Origin of the sequence: Bacillus sp. FSL R5-0443 (assembly GCF_038608285.1) — a bacterium.
Classification (GTDB): domain Bacteria; phylum Bacillota; class Bacilli; order Bacillales; family Bacillaceae; genus Bacillus; species Bacillus velezensis.
Genome location: NZ_CP152013.1, coordinates 12,501 through 29,314, shown reverse-complemented (window position 1 = coordinate 29,314; position 16,814 = coordinate 12,501). Strand labels below are relative to the sequence as shown.

13 protein-coding genes, 1 tRNA gene, 2 rRNA genes, 1 other RNA gene and 1 other annotated feature (1 of these 18 only partly in view) are annotated in these 16,814 nt (G+C 46.5%); of the genes, 6 read left to right on the top strand and 11 right to left on the bottom strand.

From position 1 onward, the window contains the following. Window positions 1–2: 2 nt before the first annotated feature. The 3 genes from dnaX to tadA all read right to left on the bottom strand — a co-directional run bounded on the left by dnaX (window position 3) and on the right by tadA (window position 2,659). Entirely contained in the window at window positions 3–1,694 is a 1,692-nt protein-coding gene (gene dnaX, locus NYE28_RS00135; protein ID WP_011996162.1) for a DNA polymerase III subunit gamma/tau, read from the bottom strand. A gap of 133 nt (window positions 1,695–1,827) precedes the next feature. Beyond that, window positions 1,828–2,092: signal recognition particle sRNA large type (gene ffs / locus NYE28_RS00130), an RNA gene on the bottom strand. 84 nt (window positions 2,093–2,176) lie between these two features. Continuing rightward, entirely contained in the window at window positions 2,177–2,659 is a 483-nt protein-coding gene (tadA, locus tag NYE28_RS00125) for a tRNA adenosine(34) deaminase TadA (RefSeq protein WP_206584437.1), read from the bottom strand. Between the two features lie 82 nt (window positions 2,660–2,741). Between tadA and NYE28_RS00120 the strand changes: the two genes are divergently transcribed. The 4 genes from NYE28_RS00120 to dck all read left to right on the top strand — a co-directional run bounded on the left by NYE28_RS00120 (window position 2,742) and on the right by dck (window position 6,017). After that, window positions 2,742–3,293 (top strand): isochorismatase family cysteine hydrolase, encoded by a 552-nt coding sequence (locus NYE28_RS00120; RefSeq protein ID WP_025284073.1) that lies wholly within the window; start codon window positions 2,742–2,744, stop codon window positions 3,291–3,293. Between the two features lie 71 nt (window positions 3,294–3,364). Continuing rightward, on the top strand, window positions 3,365–4,648 hold the full coding sequence (locus NYE28_RS00115; RefSeq protein ID WP_151298032.1) for a glycoside hydrolase family 18 protein: 1,284 nt from the start codon (window positions 3,365–3,367) through the stop codon (window positions 4,646–4,648). A 95-nt stretch (window positions 4,649–4,743) separates the two neighbouring features. Further along, window positions 4,744–5,367, top strand: a complete 624-nt coding sequence (gene dgk, locus NYE28_RS00110) for a deoxyguanosine kinase (RefSeq protein WP_011996159.1) — start codon at window positions 4,744–4,746, stop codon at window positions 5,365–5,367. Then, entirely contained in the window at window positions 5,364–6,017 is a 654-nt protein-coding gene (gene dck / locus NYE28_RS00105; RefSeq protein ID WP_007615132.1) for a deoxyadenosine/deoxycytidine kinase, read from the top strand. The genes dgk and dck overlap by 4 nt, the downstream gene beginning before the upstream one ends. A gap of 130 nt (window positions 6,018–6,147) precedes the next feature. Here the strand turns inward: dck and NYE28_RS00100 are convergent. Then, a tRNA-Ser gene (locus tag NYE28_RS00100) sits at window positions 6,148–6,240 on the bottom strand. 217 nt (window positions 6,241–6,457) lie between these two features. Between NYE28_RS00100 and NYE28_RS00095 the strand changes: the two genes are divergently transcribed. After that, window positions 6,458–7,603 carry a glycerate kinase gene (locus NYE28_RS00095; RefSeq protein WP_220007658.1) on the top strand — a complete coding sequence of 382 codons (1,146 nt, stop codon included), beginning with the start codon at window positions 6,458–6,460 and terminating at the stop codon, window positions 7,601–7,603. Between the two features lie 10 nt (window positions 7,604–7,613). Here NYE28_RS00095 and serS read toward each other — a convergent pair whose 3' ends face one another. The 5 genes from serS to guaB form a co-directional block, all read right to left on the bottom strand. After that, window positions 7,614–8,891, bottom strand: coding sequence for a serine--tRNA ligase (gene serS, locus NYE28_RS00090; RefSeq protein ID WP_007408744.1), 1,278 nt, complete (start codon window positions 8,889–8,891; stop codon window positions 7,614–7,616). Window positions 8,892–8,945: 54 nt separating this feature from the next. Beyond that, window positions 8,946–9,158, bottom strand: a binding site (T-box leader). 52 nt (window positions 9,159–9,210) lie between these two features. Next, the gene (pdxT, locus tag NYE28_RS00085; protein ID WP_007615126.1) at window positions 9,211–9,801 is read right to left on the bottom strand and encodes a pyridoxal 5'-phosphate synthase glutaminase subunit PdxT; all 591 of its coding nucleotides are present in this window, start codon (window positions 9,799–9,801) and stop codon (window positions 9,211–9,213) included. A 21-nt stretch (window positions 9,802–9,822) separates the two neighbouring features. Then, window positions 9,823–10,707 (bottom strand): pyridoxal 5'-phosphate synthase lyase subunit PdxS, encoded by an 885-nt coding sequence (gene pdxS / locus NYE28_RS00080; RefSeq protein WP_003150714.1) that lies wholly within the window; start codon window positions 10,705–10,707, stop codon window positions 9,823–9,825. A 197-nt stretch (window positions 10,708–10,904) separates the two neighbouring features. Next, window positions 10,905–12,236, bottom strand: coding sequence for a D-alanyl-D-alanine carboxypeptidase (gene dacA, locus NYE28_RS00075; RefSeq protein WP_015239011.1), 1,332 nt, complete (start codon window positions 12,234–12,236; stop codon window positions 10,905–10,907). Window positions 12,237–12,388: 152 nt separating this feature from the next. Next, on the bottom strand, window positions 12,389–13,855 hold the full coding sequence (gene guaB / locus NYE28_RS00070) for an IMP dehydrogenase (protein ID WP_007408741.1): 1,467 nt from the start codon (window positions 13,853–13,855) through the stop codon (window positions 12,389–12,391). A gap of 120 nt (window positions 13,856–13,975) precedes the next feature. Between guaB and NYE28_RS00065 the strand changes: the two genes are divergently transcribed. Then, complete coding sequence (locus NYE28_RS00065) at window positions 13,976–14,926, top strand: YaaC family protein (protein WP_069007427.1); 951 nt, start codon at window positions 13,976–13,978, stop codon at window positions 14,924–14,926. Window positions 14,927–14,970: 44 nt separating this feature from the next. Here NYE28_RS00065 and rrf read toward each other — a convergent pair. Together rrf and NYE28_RS00055 are read right to left on the bottom strand one after the other, a co-directional pair. Continuing rightward, window positions 14,971–15,086: ribosomal RNA gene (gene rrf, locus NYE28_RS00060) — 5S ribosomal RNA — on the bottom strand. Between the two features lie 50 nt (window positions 15,087–15,136). Continuing rightward, window positions 15,137–16,814 (bottom strand): 23S ribosomal RNA (locus NYE28_RS00055); it runs 1,252 nt beyond the window's last position.

Here is a 16,814-nt window from a genome sequence, read left to right as displayed (position 1 = left end):
TATTAGTCTTTTATTTCGATTAAATCCGCTCCGACAAGTTTTTTCGCCTCTGCAATCAGCGGATCTTCTTCAGCCGGTTCGTTTGATCCTTCACTTTCCTGCTGGTGATCATTTAAAAATTCTTCTCTTATTTTACCCCATTGTGCTTCCGGAACGCCAATCAAATCCATTCTTTTCCCGAGCATTGATTCGAGAATCTGTTCAAGATTCGTACGGACTCCGTTATTGTCTTCTGCAACCATTTTACAATGGATTTCGTATTTAAATTTAAGCACAAATGCCTTTTGAGCAGCAGCCACCGGTTCACTGTCATTCAAAAGAGCCGCATGAGACACCTTATTCTGCTGTTTCAGGTGTGCCAGAAGCTTGCCCCAGCTGCTTTTAAGCTGTTCAAGTTCAGGTCTTGTAGCTTCCTTCAATATCTCATGAATTCTTCCGACCGGAGCTTTGTAATGGCTTTTTCCGCCTTTTTGAGGACGCGGAGCTTCTTTCGGAGCGCTTTCCATCTGAACCTTCACACCGGAGGTTTTCAGCCTTTCTACTTCCTGCTCAAGCTGCTGAATCTTATTCATCAGCATGCCGACCTCAGGGATGTCTCCGGCGGATTGCTGTGCCGTCTGGCATATTTTCACGACAGCCACTTCAAAAAAGATTCTTGGGTGGTTCGTCCACTTCATTTCCTGATGGCTTTTATTCAGGATATCAATCATCTCATATAAAGCGGGGGCCGGTATGTCACCGCTCAGATTCCGAAACGTTTCATCGACCTTCACCTTCTCCAGGACTCCTTCTAAACCGGGAGCGGCCTGGTACAAGAGCATATCCCTGAAATAGAAAATCATATCTTCAATCAGTTTGGCCGCATCTTTCCCTTGCTGGAGCAATTCATTCAGTGTCTCCAATGCCTCGGAAACCTGTTTGCGGTGAAGAGCAGATGCCAGTTTCCCAATATAGTGCTGAGAAACGGCTCCGGTAATGAGCAATGCGTCATCCACCGACAGCTCCTCGCCGCTGAATGATACGGCTTGATCGAGCAGGCTCAGCGCGTCCCTCATTCCTCCGTCCGCAGCACTCGCTATGATATCAAGGGCTCCTTCTTCCACCTTCAGCTGCTCTGCATCGACGATTGTCTTCATTCGTCCGACAATTGCTTTGGATGTAATCCGTTTGAAGTCAAAACGCTGACATCTGGAGATAATGGTTAAAGGAATCTTATGAGGCTCAGTCGTAGCTAATATGAAAATGCAATGTGCCGGCGGTTCTTCCAGCGTTTTCAGAAGCGCATTGAATGCGCCGATAGAGAGCATATGCACCTCATCTATAATATATACTTTGTAGGTGACGGCCGACGGGGCGAATTTTACTTTGTCACGGATGTCGCGGATTTCGTCTACGCCGTTATTCGACGCCGCATCTATTTCAATCACATCTGATATAGAGCCGTTTGTGATCCCCTTGCACGCCGCACATTCATTGCACGGTTCTTCTACGGGGGCGTGCTCACAGTTGACTGCTTTCGCAAATATTTTAGCTGCACTGGTTTTTCCCGTTCCCCGCGGTCCAGAAAACAGATATGCATGAGAAAATTTCTTTTGCAAAAGGGCATTTTGCAGCGTTTTCGTAATGTGTTCCTGTCCGACCACATCTTCAAACTGCTGAGGCCTAAATACTCGATATAAAGCTTGGTAACCCACAGGATGCGCCCTCCTCTGTTATTCATCATGTTTATTATACATGAACGTGCTTTTAACGCCAAAACCCGTTTTTCATATACGAAAAAACTCACCTGCCATAAACAGGTGAGTCTGAAATTTGATGATTGATTTACCGTGCACCTTCTGTCGATTCGCTACCCTAAGCGTTACTTAAGCAGTTAGCTCAGCCCAGGCAACCCTGCGGCACATGAGAGGTTTCACTTAATGCTGCTTCCTTCCGGACCTGACATGGTTCATGAATTCCCATTGCGCAGGACCCAGACGTCAACGCCACTTACTTAAGGCAGACCTTACAGTAAACGAACCTCGAGAAGGGATTCGGCCCCGCTAGAGCGGATTGCGGGTACAGGGCACCGCTACCTCCCCGCTTAGCACGGCAAAATAAATATCAAATTTTTATATGAGCACCATTCATGATGCACACATAAGTATATCTGCTTCAGGCAGAAAATGCAACCGTACTACTCAGACAACTTTTTCCTCATGTCTTTCTTTTGCCGGCGCAGCTTTCTGAAAAAAGCGCTGAGCATTTCTCCGCACTCTTCTCCGAGCACGCCGCTCACCACTTCCGCTTGGTGGTTGAACCGCTCTTCCTGCAAGAGGTTCATCAGCGTTCCTGTACAGCCCCCCTTGGGATCAAATGCGCCGAATACGACCTTATTGACTCTCGAAAGCACGACGGCTCCCGCGCACATCGGACACGGCTCCAGAGTGACATAAAGAACGGCATCCTCAAGTCTCCATGTCCCCAGCTTACGGCACGCTTCGTCTATCGCCAGCATTTCGGCGTGGGCAAGCGACCTCTGTTCAGTCTCCCTCAGATTATGCGCCCGCGCCACGATCTCATCGTGCAGAACAAGAACTGCTCCGATCGGCACTTCACCTTTCGCTTCGGCTTTCTTCGCTTCTTTTATGGCTTCTCTCATATAATATTCATCATTCATAGGTTCGAGCTCTCTTCTTAAGTTTTTTCATGTCTCATAAAGGTTAAAATAGGAATACCCCAGCAGAAAGGAGTTGCCGGTATTGTCTGAACCTAACAACACAGCCCTTCTGATTGTCGATATGATTAACAATTTTCAATTTGATATGGGCGAACGTCTTGCTGAAAAAACCAAACAAATTGTCCCCCGTATTTTATCATTAAAGAAGCATGCAAAACAAAGCAACTGGCCGATTATTTATATTAATGATCATTACGGGCTCTGGAAGGCTGATATTGATGCCATCAGGGAGGAATGCAGCAACGACAGAAGCGCCCCCATTATAAAAGATATTTCGCCTCAGCCGGATGATTATTTTCTCATTAAACCGAAGCATTCCGCTTTTTACGAAACGGCGCTTCACACCCTTCTGACCGAATTACAAGTGAACCAATTAATCATCACGGGGATTGCCGGGAACATTTGTGTGCTGTTCACGGCCAACGACGCCTATATGAGAGAATACAGCATTGCCATTCCGAAAGACTGCACCGCTTCCAATAACGACGAAGACAATGATTTCGCTTTGACCATGATGGAGAATGTTCTCTTCGCAGAAATAACCACGGAAAAACAAATTACCGCCGAAAAATAAACATGATCAGCCTCCTTTTTTCATATATTTGATAGCGGATATGAAAGGAGGCGTTTTTCATTCAGATCTATATAGTGAAACGGGGCGACACGCTTTCCGCTATTGCGGCGCGCTACCGGACTGCCGCAAATGTCATTGCGGAAGCAAATAAACTGCCTAATCCAAATACATTGGTTGTCGGACAAACCCTTGTCATCCCGATTGAGGGTCAATATTACGAAGTGAAACAAGGTGATACTCTCGCTGCAATCGCCGGCCGTTTTCATATATCGGCCGCGGAGCTTGCGAGGGTGAACGGAATTCAGCCAAGCACCACATTGAGAGCCGGAACCCGCCTTTACATTCCGCAGCAGGCGAATAAGCCCGATATCGAATCAAATGCATATATAGAACCGCGGGGAACGAGCGTAAGCGCTAATCTCCAACAGGCGGCAAGGGAGGCCTCTCCTTATTTAACATACCTCGGCGCATTCAGTTTTCAAGTGCAGCGGAACGGGACTTTAAAGGAACCGCCTCTGACCAATTTAAAAAGCATCAGTGACAGGCACAACACCACACTGATGATGATCATCACCAACCTTGAAAATGACGCATTCAGCGATGAACTCGGGCGGCTCATCTTGAATGACAATACAGTGAAAACAAAACTCTTTCAGGAAATCGTCTCCACGGCTAAAAAGTACGGCTTTCGCGATATTCACTTTGATTTCGAATATTTACGTCCACAGGACAGAGAAGCCTACAATCGTTTTTTACGTGAAGCGAGGACGATTTTTCATCGGGAAGGCTGGAAGATTTCAACGGCGCTTGCTCCGAAAACGAGCGCGACTCAGGCCGGCAAATGGTACGAAGCACATGACTATAGGGCACATGGAGAAATCGTCGATTTTGTCGTGATCATGACATATGAGTGGGGGTACAGCGGAGGCCCGGCTCAGGCCGTATCACCTATCGGCCCTGTAAGAAATGTCATTGAGTACGCGCTGACGGAAATGCCTTCTTCAAAAATCGTCATGGGCCAAAATATGTACGGCTATGATTGGACACTGCCTTTTAAACAGGGAACGACAGCCAAAGCCGTCAGTCCTCAGCAGGCAATCGCTCTGGCAGCACGCTATAAAGTCGACATTCAATATGACGAAACCGCCCAGGCTCCATTCTTCCGATACACGGATGAAAATCAGAGACGGCATGAAGTATGGTTTGAAGACGCACGATCCATTCAAGCGAAATTCAATTTAATTAAAGAACTTCATTTAAGAGGAATCAGCTATTGGAAACTCGGCCTTTCTTTCCCGCAAAACTGGCTTTTGCTCAACGATCAATTTCATATTGTAAAAGAGACGTTTCGTTAATTGGAAGCGTCTTTTTTCATGGGCTTTTCTGAGAGTGTGATACAATATAAAGGCCGGCAGCTGACGGATGTTTGCAGAATTAAGGAGGATTTTCAATGAACAGAGCCCCTTTTATCGCGGTAGAAGGTCCTATCGGGGCAGGAAAAACGACACTCGCTACGATGCTTTCTGAAGAGCTCGGTTTTCCTATGATTAATGAGATTGTGGAAGACAACCCTTATCTCGATAAGTTTTATGACAATATCGAGGAGTGGAGTTTCCAGCTTGAAATGTTTTTTCTATGTCACAGGTATAAACAGCTTGAGGACACCGATCGAGATTATTTAAAACAAGGACAGCCCGTATTGTCCGATTATCATATTTATAAAAATGTTATTTTCGCAGAGCGTACATTGCACGGCCAAAAGCTTGAGAAATATAAGCAGATTTATCATCTGCTCACTCACGACCTGCCGAAACCGAATATCATTGTATACATAAAGGCAAGCCTGCCGACATTGCTTCAACGCATTGAAAAACGCGGACGCCCGTTTGAGAAAAATATCGAACATCAATATCTGGAACGTCTCATTACAGATTACGACACAGCCATCAGACAGCTTCAGGAAGAAGACCCGGATATATCTGTACTGACCATTGACGGTGATACTGAAGACTTTGTTTTGAATAAGACAGACTATGAAAGAATTGCCCGTCAGGTAAAGGAGCTTATTAAATGAAAGACATTCATATTCCAAACAACGCCATTATCACAGTAGCGGGAACGGTAGGAGTCGGAAAATCGACTTTGACCAAAGCTTTAGCAAAACGGCTCGGGTTTCATACCTCACTCGAAGAAGTGGATGAAAACCCTTATTTAGAGAAGTTTTATCATGATTTTGAACGCTGGAGCTTCCATTTACAAATTTATTTTCTGGCTGAGCGGTTCAAAGAGCAGAAAAACATGTTTGAATCAGGCGGCGGATTCGTGCAGGACCGTTCGATTTATGAAGATACAGGCATATTCGCAAAAATGCATGCCGATAAAGGAACCATGTCGCTGACAGATTACACAACATACACAAGTCTATTTGAGGCGATGGTCATGACGCCGTACTTCCCCCATCCTGATGTTTTGATCTATTTAGAAGGCGACCTTGAAAACATTATAAACCGGATTGAAAAGCGGGGCCGCGAGATGGAGCTGCAGACAAACCGCTCTTATTGGGAAGAGATGTATACACGGTACGAAGACTGGATCAGCGGTTTTAACGCCTGCCCTGTGCTGAAAGTGCGCATTGAAGATTATGACCTTGAAGCTGATGAACAGTCACTGGAACCTTTGATCGAAAAAATCAGTCACGTGATCAACGAAAACAGAAATAAATAAAAACAGCAAAGCGATTTTCCCCGGACAGAGAAAATCGCTTTTTTTGCATATAAAAAATCCGCTGCATCACATGCAGCGGACAAAACAATCTCCAATATATGCTCGAGTTTCATTAGGTTTAAAATCAATATGGCGGAGGAAGAGGGATTCGAACCCCCGCGGGCTTTGACACCCCTGTCGGTTTTCAAGACCGATCCCTTCAGCCAGACTTGGGTATTCCTCCGTATCGACATTTAATAATATAACACATGACCTAAATTTCAGTCAAGCGCTTTTTCATATTTTTTATTTCATTTCTTAAACGGCTTGTCCGTCAGCTTTACTATCATACAAAAGTCTTGCGTCCAATTCAACCTCAGTATGCCATACGGGCAGGAAAACACAGTAAAAATCAAGAATAGATTCAAACAGATAACCTGCTCATAAAGGTGGAGAACATAATGAAAATCATTATTGCACCGGATTCTTTCAAAGAAAGCATGACATCAAAAGAAGCCGCTGACAGCATAGAAAAAGGATTCAAAGCGGTCCTCCCTGACGCGGAATATATCAAGATACCCGCGGCCGACGGCGGAGAAGGAACCGTTCAGGCTTTGACGGATGCCACTGGCGGAAGCATCATCAAAAAAACTGTGACCGGTCCGCTGGGAACGCCGGTAAACGCCGCATATGGACTTCTGGGAGACGGACGCACGGCAGTCATTGAAATGGCGGAAGCATCGGGACTTCATCTCGTTCCCCGCCATCTCAGAGATCCGTTGATCACAACGACAAGAGGAACGGGTGAACTGATAGCAGATGCAGCTTCCCGCGGGGCGGGCGAGATCATCATCGGGCTTGGCGGGAGCGCAACCAATGACGGCGGAACAGGAATGGCGAGCGCGCTCGGTGTGCGTTTCTTAAATGAGGAAGGTCAGGAGATACCTGACGGCGGAGGCGCTCTGCACACCCTAGCTTCTATTGATATAAGCGGTCTCTCTCCTGAACTGAAACATATCCGTATCCGTGCCGCATGTGATGTCGAAAATCCTCTGACTGGTGAAAACGGCGCTTCATATGTCTTCGGCCCGCAAAAAGGGGCATCCGAGAAGACTAAAGTTGTATTGGATCGCAACTTACGCCATTTCGCTGACGTATTGAGACGTCAGCACGATATCGAAGCGGATACCGTAAAAGGTGCGGGCGCCGCAGGGGGACTCGGCGCCGGACTGATCGCTTTCTTACAGGCAGAACTTCAAAGCGGGATTGACGTTGTATTAGATACACTGTCCTTCTCAGATCAGATAAGAGGCGCTGACCTTGTCATTACCGGAGAGGGGCAGATTGACGGACAAACGATATTCGGCAAAACCCCCGCCGGGATCGCCGCACGCGCATCTGCTCAAGAAATTCCCGTTATCGCATTGGCGGGTTCCTTAGGCAAAAATTTCGAGCATGTTTACAGCGCAGGAATAACGGCTGTATTTTCTATCGTGCCCGGCGCTGTAAGTCTTGAAGACGCCTTAGCATCCGGCCGTTTTAACCTTGAAAGCACAGCCCGGAATGCCGCCGCTCTATACCGGGCAGCAAAAAAGGCGCGCCTCTAGGGCGCACCTTTTACGGTTTGATGACTTCTTTATTTCCCATATAAGGACGAAGCACTTTCGGAATGATGACACTTCCGTCTTCCTGCTGATAGTTTTCTAAGATGGCAGCTACTGTTCTGCCGACTGCAAGACCTGAACCGTTTAATGTATGCACATGCTCCGGCTTGCCTTTCGCTTCGCGTCTGAATCGAATGTTTGCGCGTCTCGCCTGGAAGGCCTCAAAGTTACTGCAAGAAGAAATTTCACGGTATGTGTCTTGGCTTGGAATCCATACCTCAATATCGTACTTTTTCGCGGCTGTAAAGCCGAGATCACCGGTACACATGCTCATGACACGATACGGCAGTTCAAGCAGCTGAAGCACCCGCTCAGCTTGATTCGTCAGTTTTTCAAGCTCCTCATAAGAATCTTCCGGCTTCACGAATTTCACAAGCTCAACCTTGTTGAACTGATGCTGGCGGATCAAACCGCGTGTATCACGGCCGGCAGATCCCGCTTCTGAACGGAAGCAAGCGCTGAATGCGGCATAATTGATCGGCAGGTTTTCACCGGATAAGATTTCATCGCGGTGCATATTTGTAATCGGCACTTCCGCCGTCGGAATTAAGAAATAATCCTCTTCTCTGATTTTAAAAGCATCCTCTTCAAATTTAGGAAGCTGTCCCGTGCCTGTCATGCTCGTACGGTTTACCATATAAGGAGGAATGACTTCCGTGTAATCATATTCATCAACGTGAAGATCCAGCATAAAGTTGTAGAGCGCGCGTTCGAGGCGGGCGCCTAATCCTTTATAAAACACAAACCGGCTGCCTGTTACTTTTGAAGCGCGTTCGAAATCAAGAATGTTTAAATGGTCTGCGATATCCCAATGCGGTTTCGGCTCATATGAAAATGCCGGCGCCTCTCCCCACTTGCGGATTTCAATGTTATCATCTTCCGTTTCCCCGACGGGCACTGAATCGTGCGGGATGTTCGGAATAGACAGAAGGATGGTTTCGAGCGTCGTTTCGACAGTACGAAGCTCTTCATCAAGCTTCTTAATTTCTTCGCCCACTTCGCGCATCTCTTTAATAATATGATCAGCGTCTTTTTTCTCCCGTTTCAAAACGGCGACCTGCTGAGATACTTCATTGCGTTTTCCCTTCAGTTCTTCTACTTTACCGATAAGCTCTCTTCTCTTTTCGTCCAGCTCTTCAAACTTGTCAAAGTCAGATAAGTCTTCGCCTTTTGGAATGAGCTTCGCTTTCACCTCTTGAAAATTGGCTCTCAGCACCTTCGTATCAATCATGTCTAACAACTCCTATCTGTTTTTATCGAAAATAAAAAAGAGCCCTCATCCCCTAAAAGGGACGAGAGCTCTCGCGTTGCCACCCTGATTGAAAACAAGCTCACACTTGCTTCCCGCTTTAACACATAACGGTTTTCCCGTAAATGCCTACTTGGTTTCAGCATTTCGCTCAAGGACGGATTCGGACAGCATCTTTCACCGATTCGCACCACCCATCGGCTCTCTTTGAAAGAGAGGCTTCCTACTGCTTCCTGTCAACGCTTTTCGATCTTTATTTGTGTTTATAATGTACTATAAGTATCAGCGGTTTTCAACTGTTTTATACAGCTGTTTCCTGCTTATGCTTTTCCGCCATCTTCACAAACAGCTCTGTCACCCGGTGATCATCCGTCAGTTCAGGATGGAACGAGCAGCCGAGGAAATTCCCCTGCTTTGCAGCCACGATGCGTCCGTTATGCTCACAAAGCACTTCAACATCTTCTCCGGCTTCTAAAATATGCGGCGCGCGAATAAATACACCCGTAAACGGCTCATCAAGGCCTTTAATCGTCAGATCAGCTTCAAAGCTGTCGACCTGACGGCCAAAGGAATTACGCTCGACGACAACGTTCAACAGCCCTAGATGAGCGTTATCCGTTCCTGCTATCTCTTTGGCTAAAATAATCAGACCGGCGCATGTGCCGAACATCGGCTTGCCTTGGGCGGCAAACTCGCGAAGCGGCTCCATAAAATGATACGTATCCATTAAACGTCGCATCGTCGTGCTTTCCCCGCCCGGCAGGATTAAGCCGTCGATGTCATTCAGCTGTTCAGGACGCTTAATGACGACACCTTTTGAACCACATGCTTCAATTGAACGAATATGTTCTCTTACTGCTCCTTGAAGTCCAAGTACACCAATTGTTAACATGCTTCCAGCTCTCCTATGGTTTTACCAGCCGCGTTCTTGCATACGCTGTTCCGGCAATAGATTTGAGATTTCGATTCCTTTCATTGCTGTGCCTAATTCTTTAGAAAGCTCAGCGATCAGTTTGTAGTCTGTGTAATGAGTCGTTGCTTCAACAATTGCTTTGGCGAATTTAGCAGGGTTGTCTGATTTGAAAATACCTGAACCGACAAATACGCCGTCAGCGCCAAGCTGCATCATCAATGCCGCGTCAGCAGGCGTCGCTACTCCGCCGGCAGCAAAGTTCACTACAGGCAGTTTGCCGTCACGCTTGATTTGAAGAAGCAGTTCATAAGGAGCGCCGAGGTTTTTAGCTTCAGTCATCAGCTCGTCATCGCTCATCGCAACAACTTTGCGCACTTGCGCGTTTACTTTTCTCATATGGCGGACAGCTTCCACAATGTTTCCTGTTCCCGGTTCGCCTTTTGTACGAAGCATGGAAGCTCCTTCGGCGATACGGCGCGTTGCTTCGCCGAGATCACGGCAGCCGCATACGAACGGGACTGTATATTCGTTTTTATTTAAATGAAATTCTTCGTCAGCCGGAGTCAGAACTTCACTTTCATCGATGTAATCTACTCCCATTGCTTCAAGGACACGCGCTTCAACGATATGTCCGATACGCGCTTTTGCCATTACGGGAATGGATACAGCATTCATTACTTCTTCAACGATTGTCGGATCAGCCATGCGGGCAACACCGCCGGCAGCGCGAATATCAGCCGGAACGCGTTCTAACGCCATTACGGCAACAGCTCCCGCCTCTTCCGCAATCTTCGCTTGTTCAGCATTTACAACGTCCATGATGACGCCGCCTTTTTGCATTTCCGCCATGCCGCGTTTTACACGATCAGTACCTGTTTGAGCCATTATTTGGTCCCCCTAGTCAATGTATAGTTAGATAATTTCTATCTCTTATTGTATCCCAGAAATACAATATTTCATATGGGTATTCTTATTTTACAGCGAGATGAATAAGATAGATATCTTTTTTTTACTAATAATTTGGTTTTTTCAGTATATTAAGCAAAAGAGCCCTAACTTTCATCAGAGCTCTTTCTTATTTCTTAAAACCAGCCTGTTACCGTGTCAACGGCGCTGTTCCAGATTCCGGAGAAGAATCCGCCGATGCCGCGCATCATCTGAACAAACCAGTTTGCTTTATCTACATCATTTTTCGTTACAAGATTCACGCTGAACTCTTTGGATTTGAGGAAGCCATAGTCTTTGTCACTGCCTTTGTATGTAACTGTCAGCGTTCCGACTTTCGTTCCCTTTTTCACAGGAGCCGTGATTTCTTTTTTATCTAAAGTCACTTCGGCTTTATAGTTCTTTTCATCCCCGCTTTTCACAGGAATAGAAAGCGCCTTGTCAGTAACAATATCGACTTGCTTGTCTTTCCCTTTTTCAACGTCAATCGTTTTGTGCCCTTTTACTTGAGAGCCTTCAGGGTAAAGATCTTTCATGGAGAAATTGCTGTTAAATGCGTAATCGAGCATTTTTTTCGTTTCATCAAAACGTCCGGTATGCAGGTTGCCTTTTGCGTCTAATACAACCGTGATGACCCGCATTCCGTTCCGCTGTGCTGTGCTTGTAAAACAAGATCCCGCAGAATCAGTAGAACCCGTTTTTAAGCCGTCAACGCCAGGGTATTCAGAAACAAGACCTTTTAACATGAAGTTCCAGTTCGGCATGTCCATTTCATCATCAGTGCCGGCTCTGAATTTCGTTTTAGCGATGCTTGTTGTTTTGAGAACTTCCGGATAATCAGTGATCAGGCGGTCTGCAAGAAGCGCCATGTCTTTAGCAGAAACTTCACTCTCTTCTTTAACGCCTTCTCCTTGCGGCTGCTTGCCGTGAAGGTCTTCATTCACAAGCCCTGTGGCATTTTTAAAATCATAGTTTGTCATGCCTAATTCTTTGGCTTTCGCATTCATTTCAGCGACAAATTTCGTTTCAGTTCCGGCAAGAATTTCGGCAACTGCAATCGCGGCTCCGTTGGCAGAGTAAATCGCCATAGCCTGATACAGTTCTTTAACCGTGTATTTGCCGTCTTTTCGAAGGGGGACGTTTGATAAACTGTTGTCTTGAGAAATTTCATAGACATAATCATCAGGAGTATACGTTTGATCCCATTTCACTTTTCCTTCTTTAATGGCTTCCAGAAGCAGATATTCAGTCATCATTTTTGTCATGCTGGCAATCGGCAGTCTTTTGTCTGCATTTTTACTGTATAAAATTTTTCCCGATGAAGCCTCAATCATTATCGCAGCTGATGCGTTGACATCAATCGGGTCATTGCCGGCTGCCTCCGCTTTAGACATTGGAACAAAGCAAGTTGCGGCCAGTGCCAGTACCACTAATGACACCAACAGCTGTTTCCATTTCGTGATGTTCAATCTTACGACCTCCGTCATTCATTTTAAATCTATAATTAAGCCGTTAAGGACATATTCAAATTCAAAACACAACAGTATAAATTTTATCACACTCGATATAAAAAAAATAGACAGAGTCAGCGACCCTGTCAAATGTTTTTTATTTGTAACAATTATGAGATTGTGTAGTTTGGTGATTCTTTCGTAATTTGGACATCATGCGGATGACTTTCGCGAAGTCCGGCACCTGTCATGCGGATGAATTGAGCCTCTTCTCTTAAAGCGCGCAAGTCTTTTGAACCGCAATATCCCATACCTGAACGAAGACCGCCGACAAGCTGATACACTGTTTCTTCTACAGGACCTTTGTACGGAGTCCGTCCTTCGATACCTTCAGGGACGAATTTCTTATTTTCTTCTTGGAAATATCGGTCTTTACTGCCTTTTTCCATGGCAGCGACAGAACCCATACCCCGATACACTTTAAATCTTCTGCCTTGATAGATTTCAGTCTCTCCCGGGCTTTCTGAAGTACCGGCAAGCAGGCTTCCGAGCATTACGGCATGTCCGCCTGAAGCCAACGCTTTCGTAATATCTCCGGAGAATTTAATACCGCCGTCTGCGATAATTGTCGCGCCGTGTTTTCTCGCTTCAGTGGCACAATCATAAATGGCAGTGATCTGCGGTACGCCTACACCTGCAACGACGCGTGTCGTACAGATTGAACCAGGTCCGATTCCCACTTTGACAATATTTGCTCCGGCTTCAATCAGAGCTTTTGTCGCTTCAGCCGTTGCAACATTTCCTGCGATAATGTTCAGTTCAGGATATGTTTCACGGATTTTCGCGACTGTGTTCAGTACGCCTCTGGAATGTCCGTGAGCCGTATCAACCACGATAACGTCGACATTCGCTTCAACAAGCTTGCTGACGCGTGTCATTGTATCGCCTGTCACGCCTACCGCAGCGCCGACAATAAGGCGTCCATGTTCATCTTTAGATGAATTCGGGAATTCGATAACCTTTTCAATATCTTTGATCGTGATAAGACCTTTTAATTTGTTTTGGTCATCCACTAACGGAAGTTTTTCAATTTTATGTTTCTGTAAGATTTTTTCTGCTTCGTCTAATGTGGTTCCCACAGAAGCCGTAACCAGCTCTTCTTTTGTCATGACATCACTGATTTTCATTGAATAATCAGAGATAAAGCGAAGATCACGGTTTGTAATGATACCGACAAGCTTTTGATCGTCTTTATTATCTACGATCGGAACACCGGAAATTCTGTATTTCCCCATCAAATGCTCCGCATCGAATACTTGATGATCAGGTGTTAAAAAGAAGGGATTTGTAATAACGCCCCGTTCAGAACGTTTGACTTTGTCAACATGTTCAGCCTGCTGTTCGATGGACATGTTTTTATGGATAATGCCCAAGCCGCCCTGTCTGGCCATCGCAATCGCCATAGCTGATTCTGTTACTGTATCCATTCCCGCACTGATGACAGGAATGTTAAGCTTTAACGTCTTTGTCAGTTCAACAGATAAATCCACATCACGCGGAAGTACGTCTGATTGAGCCGGTACGAGCAGTACATCATCGAACGTTAAGCCTTCTTTTGAAAATTTACTTTCCCACATTAGTAAATCCCCCTCTTTTCGGCAAAATATTATATGTAGATTATCAACTAGAAAACAGCATGTCAAGGAAGCGAAAAAGAGTTGAAATATTTAGATAAAGGAAAGGGTTTAAAAATACATATGAGAGATCATGAGTGGAAAGAGTTATCATTATTTTATTCCGTAGAATCTTCCCAGAAATTTCTAAATAAAATCTATACAGAAAGCGGCATGGAAGAACCAAAACGATATGCGTTTAAGAACAGTGAGCGCTTCATATTCTTTATCAAACACGCCGAGTCCTTTTATAAGCAGGCATCTCTTTCCCCTTTAGAAATTAAGCCTATTCTGTTGTTTTATGGGATGTCACAATTGCTGAAAGCCTGTCTTCTGACCACAGATCCAAGCTATCCAAGCCATGCCTCAGTACTCGCGCATGGCGTGACTGCCCGGAAACGCAAAAAGCAAAATTACTCCTTTAGGGATGATGAAGTGAAGGTGCAGCGCAATGGCTTATGTATTCATGTAATGAAGCACTTATTCGGGATAGCTGGTCTTGAGGAAGAACGGTACACAATGAAGAAATTGCTGACAGCCATACCTGAATTGCATACTGTCTTTTACTTCCAAGAGAAAAAGAATTGGCTGACCCGAGTAGAGCTCAAAGATGACCTTATTTCAGTGCCTGAGCATGCGGTAATTCATTACAATATGTCTGATTCCCGCTTTGCTGAATATATCAGCCATCATTTGAAGTGGTCTTTTCTGAGGAAAGACCATAACCACTTGGTTTTTGAGGCTGACCCGATAGACAGAGAACCTTGGTCTTCGCCAAATTTATTGTTTCACTTGGAGAAAAATCAATATTATATTCCCTCTCAGCGTGATCACTTCCTCCATCTTCCGGAAATGATTATTCATTATTTGGTCCTCTACAATATCGGGATGATTGCGAGATATGAAACGGAGTGGTGGTATGAACTGCTGACACAGCATGTCAGTGATGATTATGTGATGATCCGCCGGTTCTTAGAGGTCACGGAACGAAAATTTCCGTATTACGTTTCTAATTTTCTAAAGCAATACTTATAAACAAAAAAGGCAGCTCATGATGAGCTGCCTTTACCGTAATGATAGCTTGGCGGCGTCCTACTCTCACAGGGGGAAACCCCCGACTACCATCGGCGCTGAAGAGCTTAACTTCCGTGTTCGGCATGGGAACGGGTGTGACCTCTTCGCTATCGCCACCAAACCATTGAGAGTGTTCTCTCAAAACTAGATAACAGTAAGCATACATTCAAATTGGTTAAGTCCTCGATCGATTAGTATCTGTCAGCTCCATGTGTCGCCACACTTCCACCTCAGACCTATCAACCTGATCATCTTTCAGGGATCTTACTTCCTTGCGGAATGGGAAATCTCATCTTGAGGGGGGCTTCATGCTTAGATGCTTTCAGCACTTATCCCGTCCGCACATAGCTACCCAGCGATGCCCTTGGCAGAACAACTGGTACACCAGCGGTGCGTCCATCCCGGTCCTCTCGTACTAAGGACAGCTCCTCTCAAATTTCCTGCGCCCGCGACGGATAGGGACCGAACTGTCTCACGACGTTCTGAACCCAGCTCGCGTACCGCTTTAATGGGCGAACAGCCCAACCCTTGGGACCGACTACAGCCCCAGGATGCGATGAGCCGACATCGAGGTGCCAAACCTCCCCGTCGATGTGGACTCTTGGGGGAGATAAGCCTGTTATCCCCGGGGTAGCTTTTATCCGTTGAGCGATGGCCCTTCCATGCGGAACCACCGGATCACTAAGCCCGACTTTCGTCCCTGCTCGACTTGTAGGTCTCGCAGTCAAGCTCCCTTGTGCCTTTACACTCTGCGAATGATTTCCAACCATTCTGAGGGAACCTTTGGGCGCCTCCGTTACCTTTTAGGAGGCGACCGCCCCAGTCAAACTGCCCACCTGACACTGTCTCCCCGCCCGATAAGGGCGGCGGGTTAGAAGGTCAATACAGCCAGGGTAGTATCCCACCGATGCCTCCACCGAAGCTGGCGCTCCGGTTTCCAAGGCTCCTACCTATCCTGTACAAGCTGTACCAACATTCAATATCAGGCTGCAGTAAAGCTCCACGGGGTCTTTCCGTCCTGTCGCGGGTAACCTGCATCTTCACAGGTACTATAATTTCACCGAGTCTCTCGTTGAGACAGTGCCCAGATCGTTGCGCCTTTCGTGCGGGTCGGAACTTACCCGACAAGGAATTTCGCTACCTTAGGACCGTTATAGTTACGGCCGCCGTTTACTGGGGCTTCAATTCGCACCTTCGCTTACGCTAAGCGCTCCTCTTAACCTTCCAGCACCGGGCAGGCGTCAGCCCCTATACTTCGCCTTACGGCTTCGCAGAGACCTGTGTTTTTGCTAAACAGTCGCCTGGGCCTATTCACTGCGGCTCTCTCGGGCTTGCACCCTAACAGAGCACCCCTTCTCCCGAAGTTACGGGGTCATTTTGCCGAGTTCCTTAACGAGAGTTCTCTCGATCACCTTAGGATTCTCTCCTCGCCTACCTGTGTCGGTTTGCGGTACGGGCACCTCTCACCTCGCTAGAGGCTTTTCTTGGCAGTGTGGAATCAGGAACTTCGCTACTATAATTCGCTCGCCATCACAGCTCAGCCTTCACGGGAAACGGATTTGCCTATTTCCCAGCCTAACTGCTTGGACGCGGATATCCAATACCGCGCTTACCCTATCCTCCTGCGTCCCCCCATTGCTCAAATGGTGAGGAGGTGGTACAGGAATATCAACCTGTTATCCATCGCCTACGCCTTTCGGCCTCGGCTTAGGTCCCGACTAACCCTGAGCGGACGAGCCTTCCTCAGGAAACCTTAGGCATTCGGTGGAGGGGATTCTCACCCCTCTTTCGCTACTCATACCGGCATTCTCACTTCTAAGCGCTCCACAAGTCCTTCCGGTCTTGCTTC